This window comes from Corynebacterium sp. MSK019, assembly GCF_030232425.1.
Taxonomy (GTDB): domain Bacteria; phylum Actinomycetota; class Actinomycetes; order Mycobacteriales; family Mycobacteriaceae; genus Corynebacterium; species Corynebacterium jeikeium_D.
On record NZ_JASPJT010000011.1, the window covers coordinates 23061 to 40343 of the forward strand.

13 protein-coding genes and 1 pseudogene are annotated in these 17283 nt (G+C 55.9%); 8 read left to right on the plus strand and 6 right to left on the minus strand.

Features of this window, described 5'->3' with window-relative positions; all coding sequences use genetic code 11:
- Window positions 1-13 precede the first annotated feature (13 nt).
- The 3 genes from QP982_RS08750 (at window position 14) to QP982_RS08760 (ending at window position 1736) form a co-directional block, all read left to right on the plus strand.
- Entirely contained in the window at window positions 14-355 is a 342-nt protein-coding gene (locus tag QP982_RS08750) for a monovalent cation/H(+) antiporter subunit G (protein WP_016421914.1), read from the plus strand.
- Window positions 356-943: 588 nt separating this feature from the next.
- Window positions 944-1246, plus strand: coding sequence for a hypothetical protein (locus QP982_RS08755; RefSeq protein WP_284857083.1), 303 nt, complete (start codon window positions 944-946; stop codon window positions 1244-1246).
- 142 nt (window positions 1247-1388) lie between these two features.
- On the plus strand, window positions 1389-1736 hold the full coding sequence (locus QP982_RS08760; protein WP_016421912.1) for a hypothetical protein: 348 nt from the start codon (window positions 1389-1391) through the stop codon (window positions 1734-1736).
- A gap of 224 nt (window positions 1737-1960) precedes the next feature.
- Here the strand turns inward: QP982_RS08760 and QP982_RS08765 are convergent, their stop codons facing one another.
- Window positions 1961-3490 (minus strand): catalase, encoded by a 1530-nt coding sequence (locus QP982_RS08765; RefSeq protein WP_284870430.1) that lies wholly within the window; start codon window positions 3488-3490, stop codon window positions 1961-1963.
- Window positions 3491-3852: 362 nt separating this feature from the next.
- Here QP982_RS08765 and QP982_RS08770 point away from each other — a divergent pair, with 362 nt between their 5' ends.
- The 5 genes from QP982_RS08770 to QP982_RS08790 all read left to right on the plus strand — a co-directional run bounded on the left by QP982_RS08770 (window position 3853) and on the right by QP982_RS08790 (window position 8665).
- Window positions 3853-4944, plus strand: coding sequence for an efflux RND transporter periplasmic adaptor subunit (locus QP982_RS08770; protein WP_284870431.1), 1092 nt, complete (start codon window positions 3853-3855; stop codon window positions 4942-4944).
- Window positions 4945-4953: 9 nt separating this feature from the next.
- Complete coding sequence (locus QP982_RS08775) at window positions 4954-5691, plus strand: ABC transporter ATP-binding protein (RefSeq protein ID WP_284807169.1); 738 nt, start codon at window positions 4954-4956, stop codon at window positions 5689-5691.
- On the plus strand, window positions 5678-7108 hold the full coding sequence (locus QP982_RS08780; protein WP_284870432.1) for an ABC transporter permease: 1431 nt from the start codon (window positions 5678-5680) through the stop codon (window positions 7106-7108). The genes QP982_RS08775 and QP982_RS08780 overlap by 14 nt, the downstream gene beginning before the upstream one ends.
- A 102-nt stretch (window positions 7109-7210) precedes the next feature.
- Window positions 7211-7795 carry an RNA polymerase sigma factor gene (locus QP982_RS08785; protein WP_210398710.1) on the plus strand — a complete coding sequence of 195 codons (585 nt, stop codon included), beginning with the start codon at window positions 7211-7213 and terminating at the stop codon, window positions 7793-7795.
- Between the two features lie 237 nt (window positions 7796-8032).
- Window positions 8033-8665 carry a trypsin-like serine protease gene (locus QP982_RS08790; protein ID WP_083276317.1) on the plus strand — a complete coding sequence of 211 codons (633 nt, stop codon included), beginning with the start codon at window positions 8033-8035 and terminating at the stop codon, window positions 8663-8665.
- Between the two features lie 173 nt (window positions 8666-8838).
- On the opposite strand, the gene QP982_RS08795 is transcribed toward QP982_RS08790, so the two are convergent.
- From QP982_RS08795 to QP982_RS08815, 5 genes and pseudogenes are all read right to left on the minus strand, one after another.
- Window positions 8839-12489: a prealbumin-like fold domain-containing protein gene (locus QP982_RS08795; RefSeq protein WP_284870433.1), complete on the minus strand. Its 3651-nt coding sequence runs from the start codon at window positions 12487-12489 to the stop codon at window positions 8839-8841.
- Window positions 12489-13391, minus strand: a complete 903-nt coding sequence (locus QP982_RS08800) for an isopeptide-forming domain-containing protein (RefSeq protein ID WP_083276316.1) — start codon at window positions 13389-13391, stop codon at window positions 12489-12491. Before QP982_RS08800 ends, QP982_RS08795 begins: the two co-directional genes overlap by 1 nt.
- Before the next feature lie 285 nt (window positions 13392-13676).
- Window positions 13677-14418, minus strand: a pseudogene (locus tag QP982_RS08805) (class C sortase); the annotation flags it as partial.
- Window positions 14419-14711: 293 nt separating this feature from the next.
- Window positions 14712-16184 carry a SpaH/EbpB family LPXTG-anchored major pilin gene (locus tag QP982_RS08810; RefSeq protein WP_070429230.1) on the minus strand — a complete coding sequence of 491 codons (1473 nt, stop codon included), beginning with the start codon at window positions 16182-16184 and terminating at the stop codon, window positions 14712-14714.
- 679 nt (window positions 16185-16863) lie between these two features.
- Window positions 16864-17223, minus strand: coding sequence for a hypothetical protein (locus QP982_RS08815; protein WP_070429229.1), 360 nt, complete (start codon window positions 17221-17223; stop codon window positions 16864-16866).
- Window positions 17224-17283: the final 60 nt, after the last annotated feature.

The window sequence follows — 17283 nt, forward strand, 5'->3', positions numbered from 1 at the left end:
GACGAATCGCAATATGAGTATCGCTTCAATTCTTGTAACTATATTGTTTGCCGTGCTGGTCATTGGCGGATCTTTGTACCTGCTCCTGGCGGGCGTGGCCATGTGGCGCTCTAAAGATGCCCTGAGCCGGTTGAACCAGCTTTCAGCTGGAATCATGGTGGGCATCCCCGCACTGGTGATTGCCAACTTGGTCCTAGAGGCCGACCAGGGCGATCTGACGTGGGGCAAAACCCTCACCGCCATTCTGGCCATTGTTGCTGTCCTGGTCGTCGCTACTGTCGCCTCCGAGGTACTTGGACGCGCGGTGCTGGGTGCCCGTGATGGCTCCGCGGAGGACTACGTGCCGGAGCGGTAGCTAGCGGCACGGGAAGCGTCCCGCATACGCCGCTTCCGGCGGGTTTCAGAGCAGCCTCTCAGTGCTCTCCAAGACCCCCTTTGGGCCACCCACCCTACCCAAAAGGGGGTATGTTTCCCCACACTTTTGGCCTCCCGCAATGTGATGTACCTCTCATGGGATATGGGTCGCTCGTTAATCCCGTTTATGCCCCTAAATTGAGTGGCAGTTTTTTCCGTTAACTAAACTTTGGTTTCCCTTAGTTAGGGAACCCTTGGTTATCATTTTTGTTGAATTCGCCGTTTGCCTGCACCTTTGTGACACCAAGAACAAAACAATCAATGCAATCCCGGTAAAGATTAGGAAAACAACACTCTTGTCATCCGATATTCAGGCAGAGACCGGAGTCGTCCCGACCGACTCAAAACCGCCCTCTTTCCAATATTTTTAGGCGAATTTGAGCGAGCTTTGAGGGACGCAACCGACCGGAAGCGGATCGAGGCACTTATTTTTTCATTGCAGCCCCTTGCCCCATCGGTTAACTTAATTTCTGTGAGTTCGCCAAGAGCGACTCAAAATCTTTACCCCCGAGAACCTAAGGATTTTCTCATGTCCTGCTCCGCAGAAGATATCGCAACCATCCTCGAAGCCCTTCCGGCCGTCACCGTCGAGAGCCCGCTGCCGGCTTTCGAGCAGCTGGCTGGCAACGACGTCAACTTCGCTAACGTTGGCGGCGACCTGAACCTGCCGTTCGGTAACGACTTCCTGGACATCTCCGTCACCGACGACCACTCCACCCACGACTCCCACGACACCGAGGTTTCGGACTTCCTGAACCCGGAGACCACCGTCGACCAGTCCAAGGACTTCGACTTCCTGAACCCGACCATCTCTGGCCTGGCCAACGGCTAGTAAACCCCGGGCTTCATGGCAGGACAATAGCTCCGCCAATCCTTGACACAATAAACCGCCAGTCTCTAAAAAAGACTGCGGTTTATTGTTCAGTTAAAACCGATATTCTTCATTTCGTTACTGTCTAAAAGGAACACCAAAAATGGACGTCACTCCTATCGTTGAGGTTCTGGAAGCAATGCCTTCCGGCCCGACCGTCAACGTCACCTTCGAGATTAACCCGACCATCGATGGTGATCTGACCCTCCTGGAAACCGGTGACTGGAACGCTCCGTTCGGCCGCGACTTCATGGACATCAACATCACGAACGATCAGTCCACTCACAATGACAACTCCACCCACGTCTCCGGCGTTGAGGCTGATAGTGTCTCCGACGCTGCCGAACAGGGCCGAGAGGTGTCCGAGTCCGCCGAAGAGGCTGACGAGGCTGCAGCTGCTCCGAAGTCGCTTTTCAACGGCTCCCCGAGCCTGCCGGGCATCGGTGCCTAAAACAGCTCACACTTAGGGTTGTTCCTTAGCCGCCCAAACCGGGCCGGCGTGCAGGCAACCACAAAGCCGTGGCTGTCATGCACAGACAGAAGTTTTAAATAAAGCGTTGGCCCTGCAGATGGTTTGACCATCTGCAGGGCCAACGCTTTTCTATTTACTGTGACCTACCGCGTGACTGTGCAGCTCTACTCTGCGGTTTTACTGCACAGCCCTACGCGGTTGCTTTACTTCGTTGCCTGAAAGCGCTTTTCCACCTCGGCACCGAGCCAGGAATCAACGTTGGTCCAGTACTGGTAGACACGCTGCTCCACCTCTGGGGAAACACCCTGCATGGCACCGACGATGTTGTTTGCCAAGCGATCGCGCTCGGCATCGTCCATCACGTTGCGAACAAGGTCGCCTGGCTGCGAGAAGTCATCATCCTCAGGGTGCTGCACGTAGGCGCCAGCGTAGAACTCTTCGCCCACGCTCTCCCACTGACCAAAGGCACCAGCATCGACCTGGCCGGCGTGACCGGAGCGCACTGGGCAGCCAGCGGCCTTAGCCGCAGCCGCGGTATCGGCCTCCGGGCCGCGAGCGGTGGCGTTGGAGCCGTGAACCGGCAGCTTCGGATCCGAGTAGTAGTACGTGGCCGCACCATCCTGCGAGAAGGAATTCACTGGGCAGCGAGACTGGTTCACCGGCAGCTGATCGCTGTTGACGCCAAGGCGGTAGCGGTGCGCATCAGCGTAGGAGAACACACGCGCCAGCAGCATCTTGTCCGGCGAGAAGCCGACACCCGGGACCGTATTCGACGGTGCGAAAGCGGCCTGCTCAACCTCAGCAAAGAAGTTGCCCGGGTTGCGGTTCAGGGTGAAGTGACCGACCGGAATCAGCGGGTAGTCCTTCTGCGACCAGGTCTTGGTCAGGTCGAACGGGTTCACCTTGTAGCTGGCGGCCTCGTCGTAAGGCATAATCTGCACCTTGACGTCCCAGGTTGGGTAGTCGCCGCGCTCAATTGCCTCGAAGAGATCCTGGCGAGCATGGTCGGTGTTTTCGCCTACCAGCTCAGCGGCCTCATCATCCGTCAGGAAGTCCCAGCCCTGGCGAGTCTTAAAGTGGTACTTAACCCAGAAACGCTCACCTTCAGCGTTAATCCACTGGTAGGTGTGGGAACCGAAGCCGTCCATATGACGGAAGTCCTTCGGAATACCACGGTCACCCATCAAGTAGGTGACCTGGTGAGCGGACTCCGGAGAGGCAGTCCAGAAATCCCACTGCATATTGGCATCGCGCAGACCCGTATCCGGCAGGCGCTTCTGAGAGTGGATGAAGTCCGGGAACTTAATGCCATCGCGGATAAAGAACACTGGAGTGTTGTTGCCCACGATGTCGAGGTTGCCCTCTTCGGTATAGAACTTCAGCGAAAAGCCACGCACGTCACGCCAACCATCCGGGGAGCCCTGCTCACCAGCGACAGTGGAGAATCGCGCCAGCATCGGAGTGACAGTGTTCGGCTGGAAGACGGCAGCCTTGGTGTACTTGGAGACGTCCTCGGTGACGGTCAGCTCACCGAAAGCACCTGCACCCTTAGCGTGAACAACGCGCTCCGGAATGCGCTCACGGTTGAAGTGCGCGAGTTTTTCCAGCAGGTGGACGTCGTGGAGGTTAATACCTCCCTGTAGGCCATTGGTTTGCGAGTGCTGCTCTGTAGGAACCGGCGCACCGTTGAGACGAGTGGTCGGACCATTGGAGCCTTCATAGAGATTCGACATGGGGGCGTTTCCTCCTAAAGACAAGGGCTAGATGACAGTCACAACATGCCCTGACGTTTTCCACCCTACACGAAGTTTCACCTTTTTCCTATTAGTTGCCCGCGATTGATATGTGGACTTAATTATTAGTCCGATTAGGTTCGCTGTATCGGCGACAAACAACCGACCCCAAAAAGGACAGATTTCCCCAAGGAAAACCACACACAATGACCGTCGAAAAGCACTTACCGAGCTTTCATGCAATACCTATCAGCACTGAATAAAAGGTATAGCCAGCACTACCACTGCCCGCGGAGGTTAAGGGTAGGATTTCACGCGTACCACGCTGTCAATTTGGATTCTGATCGGATACTTCTGCAGACATGAAAAAACAAGGGAGGGGCGCGAAAGCGCTCACAGTCTTCAAGTACACGCTGGCGTTGCTGGCGACCGTTGCGCTTCTCAAGATCGCATTCTTCCCCGCTAACGACGAGGACTATGCGCAAGCAACCGGTGATTTCTCCCAGCCCACCACGGAGCTATCCCCTCAGCGGATCAATAACACGCAGAAGCTGTCTGCCACCATCGTCCCGGACGAGCCCACCGTGATCCGCGCCAACGCTTCCGGTGAAATCACTGACGCCTATGTCAACAGCGGCGGCAACGCCGTAGAGGGGCAAAACCTGCTTCAGGTGAAGAAGACCTCGGTATCTGAGACTGCCAGCACCTCCGGCGGCGCGGATTCCGATGAAGAAAACGCCGCAGCCGCCGCACCCGAAACTACCGTGACTTGGGGAAACATCACCGCTAAGGCTTCTGGCACTGTGCAGTGGGATGTCGTCATCGGCCAGACGGTTGAGATCGGCCAGGAGATTGGCACGATTTCGCCGAACAGCTTCCACGCCGTAGCACCTATTAAGCCGAGCCAGCTGTACACGCTGGGAGACTCGATTAACAATGGCCGCCTCGCTATCACCGATGGCCCGGCACCGTTTTTGTGCGATTCGGTGAAGACCGTCACGGGAAGTAGCGCGGGCTCGCAGAACACTGGCGCCGGGGATGGCGCTGGCATGGGCGCCGCCGCTGCTGGAAATTCCTCGGGCGGCCCACAGCTACGCTGCGATATTCCCGCAGATCAGACCGTCTACGAAGGTGTTCCTGCCACGCTGATTCTTGGCAGCGGCACCACCTCGGAGGTCCCGGCACTGCCGGCGACCGCGGTGGAGGGACGCTTCCGCGAAGGTGTCGTCTACGCTCCGGCTAAGGATGGCGGCAAGCCCACCAAAATCAAGGTTGAGCTCGGCGCCAACGATGGCACTTTCATTGAGATCAAGCGCGGCCTGAAGGAAGGCCAGCAGGTTTTGGAGTACGTGCCTTCCTACAAGGACGATTCCGCCGGCGACGGCACCGGCGCTGGTGATGGCAGTGACACCGGCTTCGATGAGTCCGGCGATGACGCTGGCTCTGAAAAGTAGGCCCGCGCCATGCTTAGTTTGACCGCAGTCACTCGAACAGTGACGCTCCCCAACGGCGAGGAGCTGCCTATTTTGAAAGGCATCGACCTCGACGTGCCACGCGGTGAGCACCTCAGCATTGTCGGCCAGTCAGGTTCGGGTAAGTCAACGCTGCTGAACATCATTGGCATGCTCGATTTGCCAGATTCCGGCACGTACACGTTTGACGGCACTGATATTTCCACCTTGTCGGACAGGAAACGCGCTGCTCTCCGGGGCGATAATTTGGGATTCGTCTTCCAGCAGTTCAACCTCTTCCCCTCCCGCACCACACTGGAAAACGTTGAGGTTCCGCTGATGTACGACCGGGGCGAGAAGTTTTGGAATCGCACCGAGCTTGCCGCCGCGATGCTGGAGCGCGTCGGCCTGGGCGATCGCCTAGAGGCCACGCCTTCGCAGCTTTCCGGCGGTGAACAGCAGCGTGTGGCTATTGCCCGCGCGCTCGTGCGCCAACCGCAGCTCATTCTTGCCGATGAGCCCACCGGTGCGCTCGATGTCGACACCGGCAAGATCGTCATGAATTTGCTCGAAGAAGTCGCGGCGGAAAACAACGCCGCATTGATTCTGATCACACACGATTTAGAGGTCGCCGAGCGCGGCGATCGGGTGCTTGAGCTTCGCGACGGTCAGTTGCACGCCGACTCCGTCCTGCTATCTGCTGCCAACGCTATGCACGGCTCCGAGGAGGCTGCTGATGACGACGAATAAAGAAACAGAATCGAAATCACGGCCTTCCTTCCTCTATGCAGCAACGCCTTATCTCGGCGCTCTGCTGGAAGCGTGGCATGAGCTGCGCATTAACCGTGGCCGCATCATGCTGTCACTGGTCAGTGTGGCCGCCGCAGTGTGGGCGATGACCACGGTTATTGCACTTGGCACTATTCTCACCAGCTCTCAGGATGCGGTCACCGCACAGAGCACGGGTGTCGCCGGAACGGTCACGTTGACTGCCGGAGCGAGTAGTTCCGGTTCTGAGGATAGTGGAGACTTCGGCGACGGAGGCTTCGGTGACGGCAGCGCCGGCACGATGGCCGATAGCTTTGGAAGCTTCGGCGGCGAGGGCACCGGCGGAAACGGTCCGGACGATTTGAGCGTCATCAACCCGGACGGGTCTATCAATGACGCCTTTTCCACTGCCACGCATCGCCTGGTAGAGACCACCCATGCCAACTTGTGGTCACGAGTTCGCATGCAGCCAGCCACACCTGAGCACAATATGGATGACTGCGCACCGGATGATTACGAGTGCTTTTCGCCAGGTACTCCGGAGCTGATCGCCGCTGACCCGGGCTGGTTCGATATCTACGCCCGCACCATCGTGCAGGGACGCCGCTTGGAAGATGCCGATGGCCAGCGCTTGATGAACCCCGTGGTGGTCAACGACCAGTTCTACGAGAGCCTGGGCAACCCAGCGCTAGCCGACCACCCAACCTTCACCTTGAAGGAAACCGGAAACACCATTTTCACCGTGGTGGGAGTGTATAAGTCCCTCGGATCGTGGGACGCCCCGAGCATTGTCACGCACTACGATTCCTTCCTCAATGCCGGCTACGAGGGTCCGGTGGGGGAGCCGCAACTTCTCGTCGCAACGCCTGAGGAGTCCGCGAAGGAGAACCAGAAGGCGCTGCACAACATTTTCCAGGCGGAGCTCGGCCCCAGCTGGAAGGTGAATACCTCCCTGTCGGAGAAGGACACGGAGATTTCCCAGGAGATGAATAACACCATCACTACGGCGCTGGGCATTATCGGCGGCATCGTAATCGCGCTTGGCGCGTTGGGGCTGCTCACAGTCTCGATTGTCACCATCGGCCACCGTGTCCGTGAGATTGGTATTCGTCGCGCAATGGGCGCGTCGGCAGGCCGGATTTTTATCTCTGTGTTCTTGGAGTCGATTGTCGCCACGACGGTGGCGGGCGTGGTTGGCGTGATTGCCTCGATCATCACGGTCAAGCAGCTGCCGCTGGATAAGATGCTGGCGTTGCCGCTGGAGACCGGTGCCGTGGCCTACCCCGTCACGGCCGCTGTAATCGGCGTGTTGGTCGCGACATTCGTGGGCGCGCTGGCGGGTATTATCCCGGCCACCATTGCCGTCCGCGTCAAGCCCATCGACGCCATCCGCTTCTAACACTTCAGCCCCTAGTTCGCCTGGCTGCGCCGCCGCCTGCTTTTTGCAGGTAAGGCTACGTGCAGCCAGGCGAATTATCTTTAGGCTTCAAGTTGCTAAGCTATGTCCATGACTCCCGCACGCCTCGTCTCTAATGACGAATACATCACGCAGCTGGCGCTGAAAGCCGGTCGCGGTGATCAGGCTGCGCTGACGGAGTTCGTGCGGCTGACGCAGAAGGACGTGTGGCGTCTGGTCGCACATCTGGGCGGCGTTGATGCTGCGGATGATTTAACGCAGGAGACGTATCTGCGTGTCATGGGGGCACTTCCCCGTTTTGCGGCGCGTTCTTCTGCCCGCACCTGGCTGTTGTCGCTGGCCCGGCGCGTGTGGGTGGATTCGGTCCGCCATGATTCGGCGCGCCCGAAGAAGTCCGCGGTGGAAGTGGAAAATGCTGCCGAGCAGTTTACGACCGGCGAGTCGTGGTCAGAGCTCGCTGATGCCCGCGTGCTGCTGGAGCAGCTGCCGGAGGAACGCCGCGAGGCGCTCATTCTGACGCAGGTGCTGGGTTACTCCTACGCGGAGGCTGCGGAAATCGCAGGTTGTCGCGTGGGCACTATTCGCTCACGTGTCGCCCGTGCGCGCCGCGATCTGGTTGCCGCGCTTGACGACGGCGACAGTGCCAGCGGCGACTCTGCTGCTGTTTAGGCCCGCTCCCCCAATGGACGTTGATCTTTCTTCTACCCCATTTTTGGAACACTATCGCGCATGATTGCTCAGTTGAGCGTAGGTTCTGCCTTAACTGATAGTTTTATACATTTCCTTATATTCGCGATACGAAACGGGTATATGAACTGCCCAGTACGCATACGTTCCATCTTTTCCGACGAGATTAGCTTTGTTTTGGGCCACCACCGACCAACTCACTGAGGAGCAGATTTCCCCATGAATAGACCTTCATGGATTTTCACTGTCACTGCCGTTATCACTGCTACAACCGGACTACCGGCCTACGCCGCCACCATTAACCAAGGCGATCCGGTTGTCATCATTCACGCTAATGGGCCACAAGCTAGTGTCTGTACAGCTGGCTATGTCGACAAAACCAATTCGCAAATCTACACAGCAGGTCATTGTGGACAAGAGGGAGACACAGTGACGGATGGGACATTTCAGAAAATTGGAGTTTTCCAACCGTCTCCCACATATGACCATTCACTAGATACGGGGAACGATATTGGCGTTGTCTCGCTTGACGACCCCGCTACTGCAGGCGTGAATTCGTATTCAGGCGACTCAATGCTATCCCCCACCGATGTTCAAACTGGCGAGACAGTCTGCATATACGGAAATACTACGGGGAAAGTTTCCTGCGGTTTAGCCGCTGATCGCGAGGCATACCAAATCGAGGACAACGCTCTACAGGTTCAAAACGTACAGGCTCAACGCGGCGATTCCGGAGGGCCTGTATGGGTTCCGGAGAAAGGTGCTGTCGGTGTTGTTTCAACTACCTGGAACATCATCGATGGGAACGGACAGAAGCTTGGTTCCTATATCACCGCTAATTCACCCTGGTAAGAGCGCTTTGTTTACGTAGGGCTTGTCATCCTCTGAGGTCACGTCACCCGACCGAGGAAAACAAGCCATCACCGATAGCCAAAGGCGAAAGCCCGCCTCTCCTACCGATTACTCAGTAGGAGAGGCGGGCTTGATTCGTCAGAGGGAATTGGCTCCCTCCGAATCCCTAGCTCTTAAGCGTTACGGCGTCGCATTGCGAAGACTCCGGCAGCTGCCAAAGCAGCACCAGCCATCGCCCACAGTGCCACACCGTTGCCACCAGTCTTAGGCATTTCGCCCTTGGTCACATCGGCAATCTGCAAAATGCCCACCTTCGAATCACACTCTGGAATGCCAGTCTTATCGCACTGATTTCCAGACACCGCGACACCGCCACCGGAGAGAACTTCGATAATCGCATTGCCCTTTTCATCCCACGCCGTGGAGAACTTAATGGGCTCAGCGAGCAAGTTGTAACCCTGCGGTGCCTTAGTTTCAATCAGGTAGTAAACACCCGGCGCATCCAGGCCCTGGAGTCCAACACGGCCCGCAGTGTTTGTCTGAGACTGTCGCACTACTGGGTTCGTATCAAGGTTGACACTTCCGTCAGAATTCAAGTTCAGCGCGCCATTGGGGTCGGCACGGTGAACTGCAAACTCTGCACCGTCGAGCAGTCCGCCGGTTTGAATCTGATCCGGCGCATCCGGGTTGTAGCTGACCTTCTCCAAGAAGATTCCCATCTTCTTTTCTGGAGGGGTCAACGGGATGCAGTCGGTATCCTTCCAACCACCCATTTCTGCCTCATTCATAAGGCCAAAGTTGGGTTCGTAGAGACCATTCTCCTCATAGCAACGGTAGTTACCGGACGGCTCTGATGGGTGCCCTTCAGGCACAGATGTTTCATCCAACTTCGATGCGTCGAGAGTGAAACGAACAGTGACCTCATAGACATGCTTGCCGGTACTACCGTCAACACCTTCTGGTTTCGTAATCTTCGGAGTGTTGTTGCCATTTAATGCATACGGACCTGGGCCACGGAAATCCCTAGGCTCACTTAGGCGGTTAAATTCGTCGCGGAACACTACCGTTGCCCCGGTGACGGCCGCCGCACCGACAAACTTCGGCGTGTCTAGCAATTGTCCATAGACGACTTCGTTCGACTCGTATCCCGGAGTCTTGGGGTACTCCACGACCACGTTGTACCTTGCAGTAAATTCGTTTTGCGTGCCCGGTACCGGCTGAGGTTCTGTATCTACCGCAACCTTGTCTACGCAAGCTTCGGTGGAGACATTGTCCGCGTCACCCGGACCCGACTCGGAGTCTGTTGCGACGAGCTTCACACGGTTAGGGCTACATACCGTCTTAAGGTTGCCGTGTTCATCTGTACGCACTGGAGCGGATACAACGAATTCAACCTTTGCATGGGGAGGAATCGTACCGACATAGCCGGTCATGTATTTTCCTTCGCCGCCGGATGGTGCTTCCGCATTCATACCTGCCAAAATGCCACTGCCGGCACCAATCTGGTCCGGTCCAGGCTTACGCCCGTTGACCAACGAAGAACCGGGACCAAAGCCCTCGAACTTTGCGGTTGGGCCGCTCCTATTAATACCGAAATGAGTATCTGTTGGAAGGTACTCGTAGAAAGTGCCACCAGAGCTCGGGTGATCGCTTGTGTTTTCTACCGTAATCGTCCAGAAAGTCCTAGGTTCACCATTGATTATCTCCGTCTTCGAGCGGAGCTTCTTCACAGCGAGGTTTGATTGAAACTCTGGCGGTGGTGCCACCAGGCTAGAGGCAGCATCAGTATTGAACGAATCCGGAAGATTATTCAGAATGTTAACCAACTCAAAGGTCGGCTGGCTGGAGGAAGGATTATCAATCTTTAGCTCAAAACCATTTTGACCAGCCTGGTCACTACCCGCACCGAAACCTAGGTTTCCGTTCGAGTAAGTCCAAGCCTTACCCCACGATGCCGACGAAAACACAATTCGGCGACCATCGAGTGTGGTCAAATTGGACAAATCCCAGGTAGAAATTTGTCCTGTTGCAGTGTCGATGCGCTCCAGAATCACCCTATCCTTTGAACCGGCCTTACTCTGGAAGCCCCACATGTACCGTGGTGCGTCCGGGAGTACTGCCCAGTCCTCGGCAAATGAGATTTGGTTACCGAATACCCGCTCTGCTGTGGAATTGTCCGTGTTCACACGGTAGAACTTACGACTACCGGATGTTGACGCATTTGCCACAAAGTAACCATTTTCGGTCCAGACACCCGCATTCGAGAAGTCGCGGTCGCCTTCAGTTTCAAATGCGGTAGTTTGCGTTCCTGGCTTCTTAATCGGACCTAGGTTGTGTACTTCACCGGTTCCGGGATCGATTTGAAGCAGATTACCTGCCGGATAGCAGTTGTCACCATTCAGACCGCGCTTCTGACTTACTGCGTAGAGCCAGTTGTCATTGGGGTCATACATTAGGGAGTTATACACCCACGGCGAACGACCGACCTCATGGTAGGCCTTACCTTGATCAACTTGTCGGCTCAAAATCGAGGTATCGCGCTTAAGATCCTTCGGCGTACCAGTGACAACGTACACCGGGCTGCCGTAGGCAAACTCTTCTGCCGTCAGCTGACGCGGTGCAGCCTTGCGCACCACTTCCGTCTCTGGAGTCGGATTTTCACACTTCGGAATCGGCGGCGGCGTGGGAAGGTTGAACGTCGCCGAATATACGGTGTTGGTTCCGCCTCGATGCAGCCCCATAAACTGAATCTGCGCAGGACCGCCAATCGAGATCTGTGGCAGGATTACCTGGTACTTCTTATTGCTGATTCTTTTGTACGTAGCTTTGGTCTCGTACCATCCTCCATTCGTACCCGTGTAGTAAACAATCATGTCTGCCGAGTCCTTAGACATGTAACTATCAATGTTCGTTTCAAGAATGACTTCCGTGTCTTTGGGGAGAGTAATCGTCCCATTCGACAACTGGTCTGCGGGAATTACGAAGGTGGGAATGTAGCGACTGCCTTTGAGCACATACCCAGTACCGTTCGTATCTCCGTTATTCTTTGCAATCCTAAAGCTATAGGCGGCATCGGCTGCCGCAGGTGCCGCCATCCTCTGTGGCGCACGCTGCGGTTGTGCAGCACGAGGTGCCGCTACCGGATCATTAGCAGAGGGCTCTGACACCTCAAGCGGTGGCTCACCGGCCTCCACTCCCGGAACATCTGGTGCATCAGCCGCAACAGAGTCGTCTTCCCGCTCGACCCCGCTAGAAGACTCAGCTGGTTCAGCGGACTCCGAATTATCTGGCTTAGGGGTTTCAGAAGTCTGAGCAATCTCGCCTGATGCTGCTACCGACGTATCGCTGAAGATAGCGCCACTCGAAATTTCGGGGGTCTCAAAAACGAACGTTGCCCCATCGACGACCTTAGCGTTCAACCCCGTAATGCTGAACTTCACGGGATTCGAAGAAACATCGACCCCTAGATTGTCTCCCTCACGGAGAGCAATCTTTTTACCGTTGACGGTCAACGAATACTTGCCGTCGGCAAACTCCAAATCAGAGGCGCTATCTGCAGTGATCTCCATTCCGTTGAGAGTTGCATCACTGGCAAACTTTCCTTCAAACTTCGCGGTATCACCGCTGGTAACCGTTAACTGGTCGCCTGACGTCAACGCCACACCGATATCAGTGGTCTGCGCTTCCGCCACAACACCAGCCACCTCTGGCATACCTGCCGGCATGACAACACCAAAAGTGAGGGTCAGCGCCGCAGCGACCGACGCCATCACGCGCACATTTCGCCGCGCGGATTTCGGCTTGCTAAACATTGTCCAGGACATTAGCGTCCCTCACTTCCTTTATCTTTCTTCCTGCTCACCGCAATAATGATGAAGCCCGCACCAATTAATGCGGCAGCTGCCGCCACCAATCCAGCAACCTGCACACCTGTCAGCGCCAGAGAACCTGATGTCCCTGACGATGAAGACTGACCTTGACTTGAACCTGACGCCGATTCGCCGACCGGTTTCTTCGGAGGTTTGGTGGGCGTAGTAGTGGGCGTTGTCGCCGGAGTAGTCGTACCATCCTCCGGCGGCGTCGGAGGTGTGTCCGGCGGAGTCGTCGGCGGTGCCTTAGGTGGCGTCGTCGGAGGTGTCTTAGGTGGAGTTGTCGGAGGTGTTGTCGGTGGTGGAGTTTTACCTGGCGTATGCGACTTCGCTACGATGACGCCTTCGACCGGGTTGGGGTCTTCCGTCACTGTGTGGAAAGGTACCGCGACCAGGAAAGCGTTGATTTCACGGTAGTTACCGTCCGGCGCACTTGAGGTCACAAGGTAGATACCGTCGACAAGCCCGGAAAACTGAACCTCGCCGTTGGCATCTGTCACCTTGGAAAGGTTTAAGTCCTTGTTCCATTTTTGGATTTCGTCAAGGCGGGCCGATTCCACTCGCTTCATATCCGCTGGATTTTTGGGGTCAATCCCCTCCAACCGATCTAGGTGAATGGTCACTCCCTCAACGGAACCTGCGACAGTCTGACCGTCATCATCGGGGTTTCCCTTGGTCAAACGAATCTTCAGCACATTCGTGCCAACAGACTGCTCGACTCCCGCCACGCCGTCACGTCCTGCGACAGGGACAGCCTGCGCGATATCCGCACCTGCCCCAAGGCCAGCGCAGGTGAAAGCAAGCGCAATGGTTCCTGCAACTACGCTGTTCAGCCGGTTATCACGGTTATTAATCATTGTCATGCTCCCACCAGCGGTCTTCATCGTCTCCGTCTTGCTCGGAAGCTGATTGCGGTTGCGACGGATCCGATTTTTCAGCTCGCTTTCTCGTGCGCCTGTGGCGACCGCCAGCGCGATGGCTGGTAACGCTTTCGTCGGCCTGATCGCCGTCATAGTTATCAAAGGAATCTTCGGCCATATCGCCGTCGTGATTGTCTTCATCGAAGGTGTCGTCAATATCTTCCAGCTGGCGTTGACGCCATACCCACCAGGCAAAAGCGGTGCCAAGCACTAGCACGACTACAAGCAAGGTGTACATCCACCACTGCCAACCCGCACCGTGGGTCTGACTGAAAACTTCATCATCCGCTTCATTCAGCGGCACTTGATGGCCACGCACCAAAAGCCTGTGGGTGTTAATGCCATAGGGCGTACACGTAATAAGCGTGACGTAGTCCTGATTGGGCACAGGCCTCAAATCGTCAGTTTCGTGTGGCAGAACGACCTTAATTTGATCGACTACATACTTGAGCCGATGACCGGACACCTGAATATAAAAGGCGTCACCTTCACGGGCTTTGGCTAAATGGTCGAACATTGTTGAGTTCGACAGACCAGTGTGCCCAGTGATAATCGAATGCGTTCCGACGCCGCCGACCGGTAAATCGGATCCATACAAATGACCTAAACCACGTTGCAGGGTCTCATCCGAGGTTCCATGCAGTACAGGCAAATCTACATTGATGGATGGGAAAATGAACCGAGCCATCGCTTCGGTCTCATTTAGTTGATTTAAGTACTCTGCGTACTCGGGATTATCCGCATGGATGCGGTTCAACCACGGATCCAGGATTGGGCCGGTATCGCGACCCTCGTTGTACGCATGCGCCCGTTCCCACTGTGTGTTCTTCACATCTTGTGGAATGTCTTTATCCAATTGCGCATACGCTCGCGCGGCACGCGACGCATTCATGTTGTTCCATGCTGTCGACACCACCGGGTACAGCATGACCAACAAGCCGATTACAACAATAATTGCGGGCAGCGTAAGGCTTTTACGGGCCGGCTTTTCTGATTGCTGGCTAGCATCCAGCTCGACTACCGAAGCAGACGACTGTTCCACGGGACAACTCCCCAAAGATTCCTAAATACGCACAGCCTTCAACAGCCAGATACACCAAACCCGCCGCCAATTGCCACTGCGCAGACAACCAAAATCAATCACAACAGCAGCGCACTGACCACAGTGCGCTAGGCAAAGCAGGGTACACAACGCGTACCCTGCTTCACCGTCCTTAGAGCGGCTTTCGCTCTAAGGCACCGAGTACAAACTCGGATTTAGTTCTTCGATCCGCGGCGAGCGAACCATGCACCAGCTGCGACGATAGCTGCACCGATGGCAGCCAGGATGCCGACACCGGCGCCACCAGTCATCGGCAGGTTTGGAGTGTCCTGCTTGATGTTCTCAATCTCAGAAACCAAAGTGACCTCATCGTCACCCTCGCGCTCACCGGTTGCAGATACGTTGGCTCGAGTGAACTCAATCTCAGTGACATCCTTTTCCGGCAGTGCGTAGCCAGCAGGAGCCTTGGTCTCCTTCAGGCAGAACTTCTTGGTTGCCGGGGCTTCCTTGCCATCCTCGAAGTCGGTCAGGTGCAGACCATCAATGGTGATTGTGCCGTCCTCACCGGTGGTCCAGGTCTTCTCGTCCTTGACAGTTACCTGTGCACCCAGGTCAGATGCCGAGGTGCACTGGTAGAGCTCGAACTCAGCGCCTTCCAGGACCTTGCCCTTTTCCTCGCCGTCCTTCTTCACGACCTTCAGCTTGCCGTGGTAGGTCTCGACCTCATTGGTCTCGTTCTTGACCTCGTTACCGGTATTCGGGTTATTGAAGAAAACTTCACCCTTGTTCTTCAGCACAGTGGTGTCGCCAACCTCCTTGCGCTTAACCTCGAAAGTCAGCGACATCTTGGCACCGGGCTGAACCTTGGCCAGACCCTGATCGGTCAGCTTAACGACGAGCTTGTTTCCGTTCTCAGCCGGATTGTTGACATCGTAGTCACCGGCGCCCAGAACCGTGTCACCAGCCTTGACCTCGGTAACCTGCTGGAAGTCCAGGCGCTGATCCAGCTGATCCTCGAAGCGGAAAGCCTTCAGGCTCTTGCCCTCGCCCCAGGTCGGAGCGTCGGCGTTAATGGTGTAGGTGTAACCATCCTGGATGTGCTTATCCGCATCCTTGACGGTCTTCTCAGTCTTGGTCTCCGTGTTCTTCGGGTAAGCAACGACGTTGTAGTTCCACGCGTCAGATGCCTCATTGACCATCGGAACGGAAACGATGAACGGAGCACCAGTAACGATGCCGGCCGGAGCGTCTGTTTCCTCGACCAGGTAGATGCCCAGATCCAGATCATCGAAGGCAGCCTTGCCATCGGCACCTGTGGTCTGTTCCTTGACGTCACCAGTCTTATTCTCATCCTTGACGTCTGCAGCCGACTTCGGGAAGGTTGACCAGTCACCATTCTGCAGGTCGTAGTTCAGCTTGGTGATCTTGTAGGTCACGCCAGCGAGCGGCTCGCCCGGTACGCCTTCCATCTCCTGGCCGGTAGCCGCAGTACCCGACTCATTACCCTTCTTCTTGTAGAGGGTGATCGAACCCTTCTTGCTGAAATCGATGTTTGCCTTGTTCACAGCCCCCTGCTCAACAGCAGGTCCTTCAGGCTGAGCAATAACAGCAGGAGCAGAGATACCCATAGACAGGCCGACGATTGCGGCGAACGTTACCGAACGAGCGGTACGAGAGAACTTATTCACGGAAACAGGTCCTTTACAACGGTCCAAAATGAAGCGGCACGCTTCAATACGTCTCGCGATTCACTTCAGACGGCGACATCGATATTCTCCGACCGCACAAAACTGATATTTTCCTTAAGAAAAGACCAGCCTGTCTAACCTTCTAAGCTTCAGCGTCATGAACTTTTATGTTTGTATGTTGAAACATTCCAGCTCAAGCCCATTGCCCGCTCGGTTAACAGCGCTCAGTGAACCGCTTATATATAAGCTAACCGCTTAAGCATCTGACCGATACCCCAAGGAGAACGGGCCGCGACACCTGGGCATGAAAACCCTTCGCATTCACACTTCGTACTACCTCCGCGATAGCTCTTTGCACTGTTCGCGACGGGCTTTTGCCCATTCACCCAAAAAAGCGTCAAGATTTCCTCGATTTATCCCCCTTCCCCCAATCAGGGCTAACCAGTTGGTTTGTATCAATAGCTTTTACCCCCTACCGCTATCGTCGCAGCGCACGCCGGGCAAATGAGGGCTCATCAACCTTCTCGTATTTGCTGTCACGACAACGTCGTCAAGCGAAAGCAAAAGGACACCCTCAAAAACCAAGTAACGCCCCGCGACCCACCGCCTTGTGCTAGGACCTGTAAAAGCACAGAGACAGTAAGCGACACGGGGCGCGCTGTGGCGTCACAAGAGGCGTTTAGAGAACCGCCCAGTAGTGAACATCGTTGTAGCCGTTGAGCTTGAGGACGTCACCAACCTGATCGACCTTCTTCTTGCCCTCGGGGGTCATACCATCCGGCATGATCTGCACGTCAGCGCTGTGGTCACCGGTGAAGGTGATGTTGACGTAGTCCTTGCCATCGCGATGCTCAAGCTCGAAGACGTAGCGATTGACGGCCAGCTTGCCCGAGTGCAGGAACCCGCCCTTGCCCGGAGCGACAACTGCAGTGTCAGCGGAGGTTGCAGGTGCAGCTACCGCCTGTGCGGCAGTGGCAACCGGAGCGGCAAGCACGAGTGCGCCCACACCCCAGACACCGATTTTCTTCAACATGCTCATAGGTACTTCCTTATCTTCTGTGTTTCTGCAGGGTTTCTGCAGATTTGTTCTGTGTTTTTC

Bases quoted from the DNA above. Each gene is read 5' to 3' on its own strand.
- QP982_RS08750 (WP_016421914.1), top strand. From the start codon at position 14: ATGAGTATCGCTTCAATTCTTGTAACTATATTGTTTGCCGTGCTGGTC.
- QP982_RS08755 (WP_284857083.1), top strand. From the start codon at position 944: ATGTCCTGCTCCGCAGAAGATATCGCAACCATCCTCGAAGCCCTTCCG.
- QP982_RS08760 (WP_016421912.1), top strand. From the start codon at position 1,389: ATGGACGTCACTCCTATCGTTGAGGTTCTGGAAGCAATGCCTTCCGGC.
- QP982_RS08765 (WP_284870430.1), bottom strand. From the start codon at position 3,490: ATGTCGAATCTCTATGAAGGCTCCAATGGTCCGACCACTCGTCTCAAC.
- QP982_RS08770 (WP_284870431.1), top strand. From the start codon at position 3,853: ATGAAAAAACAAGGGAGGGGCGCGAAAGCGCTCACAGTCTTCAAGTAC.
- QP982_RS08775 (WP_284807169.1), top strand. From the start codon at position 4,954: ATGCTTAGTTTGACCGCAGTCACTCGAACAGTGACGCTCCCCAACGGC.
- QP982_RS08780 (WP_284870432.1), top strand. From the start codon at position 5,678: ATGACGACGAATAAAGAAACAGAATCGAAATCACGGCCTTCCTTCCTC.
- QP982_RS08785 (WP_210398710.1), top strand. From the start codon at position 7,211: ATGTCCATGACTCCCGCACGCCTCGTCTCTAATGACGAATACATCACG.
- QP982_RS08790 (WP_083276317.1), top strand. From the start codon at position 8,033: ATGAATAGACCTTCATGGATTTTCACTGTCACTGCCGTTATCACTGCT.
- QP982_RS08795 (WP_284870433.1), bottom strand. From the start codon at position 12,489: ATGTCCTGGACAATGTTTAGCAAGCCGAAATCCGCGCGGCGAAATGTG.
- QP982_RS08800 (WP_083276316.1), bottom strand. From the start codon at position 13,391: ATGATTAATAACCGTGATAACCGGCTGAACAGCGTAGTTGCAGGAACC.
- QP982_RS08815 (WP_070429229.1), bottom strand. From the start codon at position 17,223: ATGAGCATGTTGAAGAAAATCGGTGTCTGGGGTGTGGGCGCACTCGTG.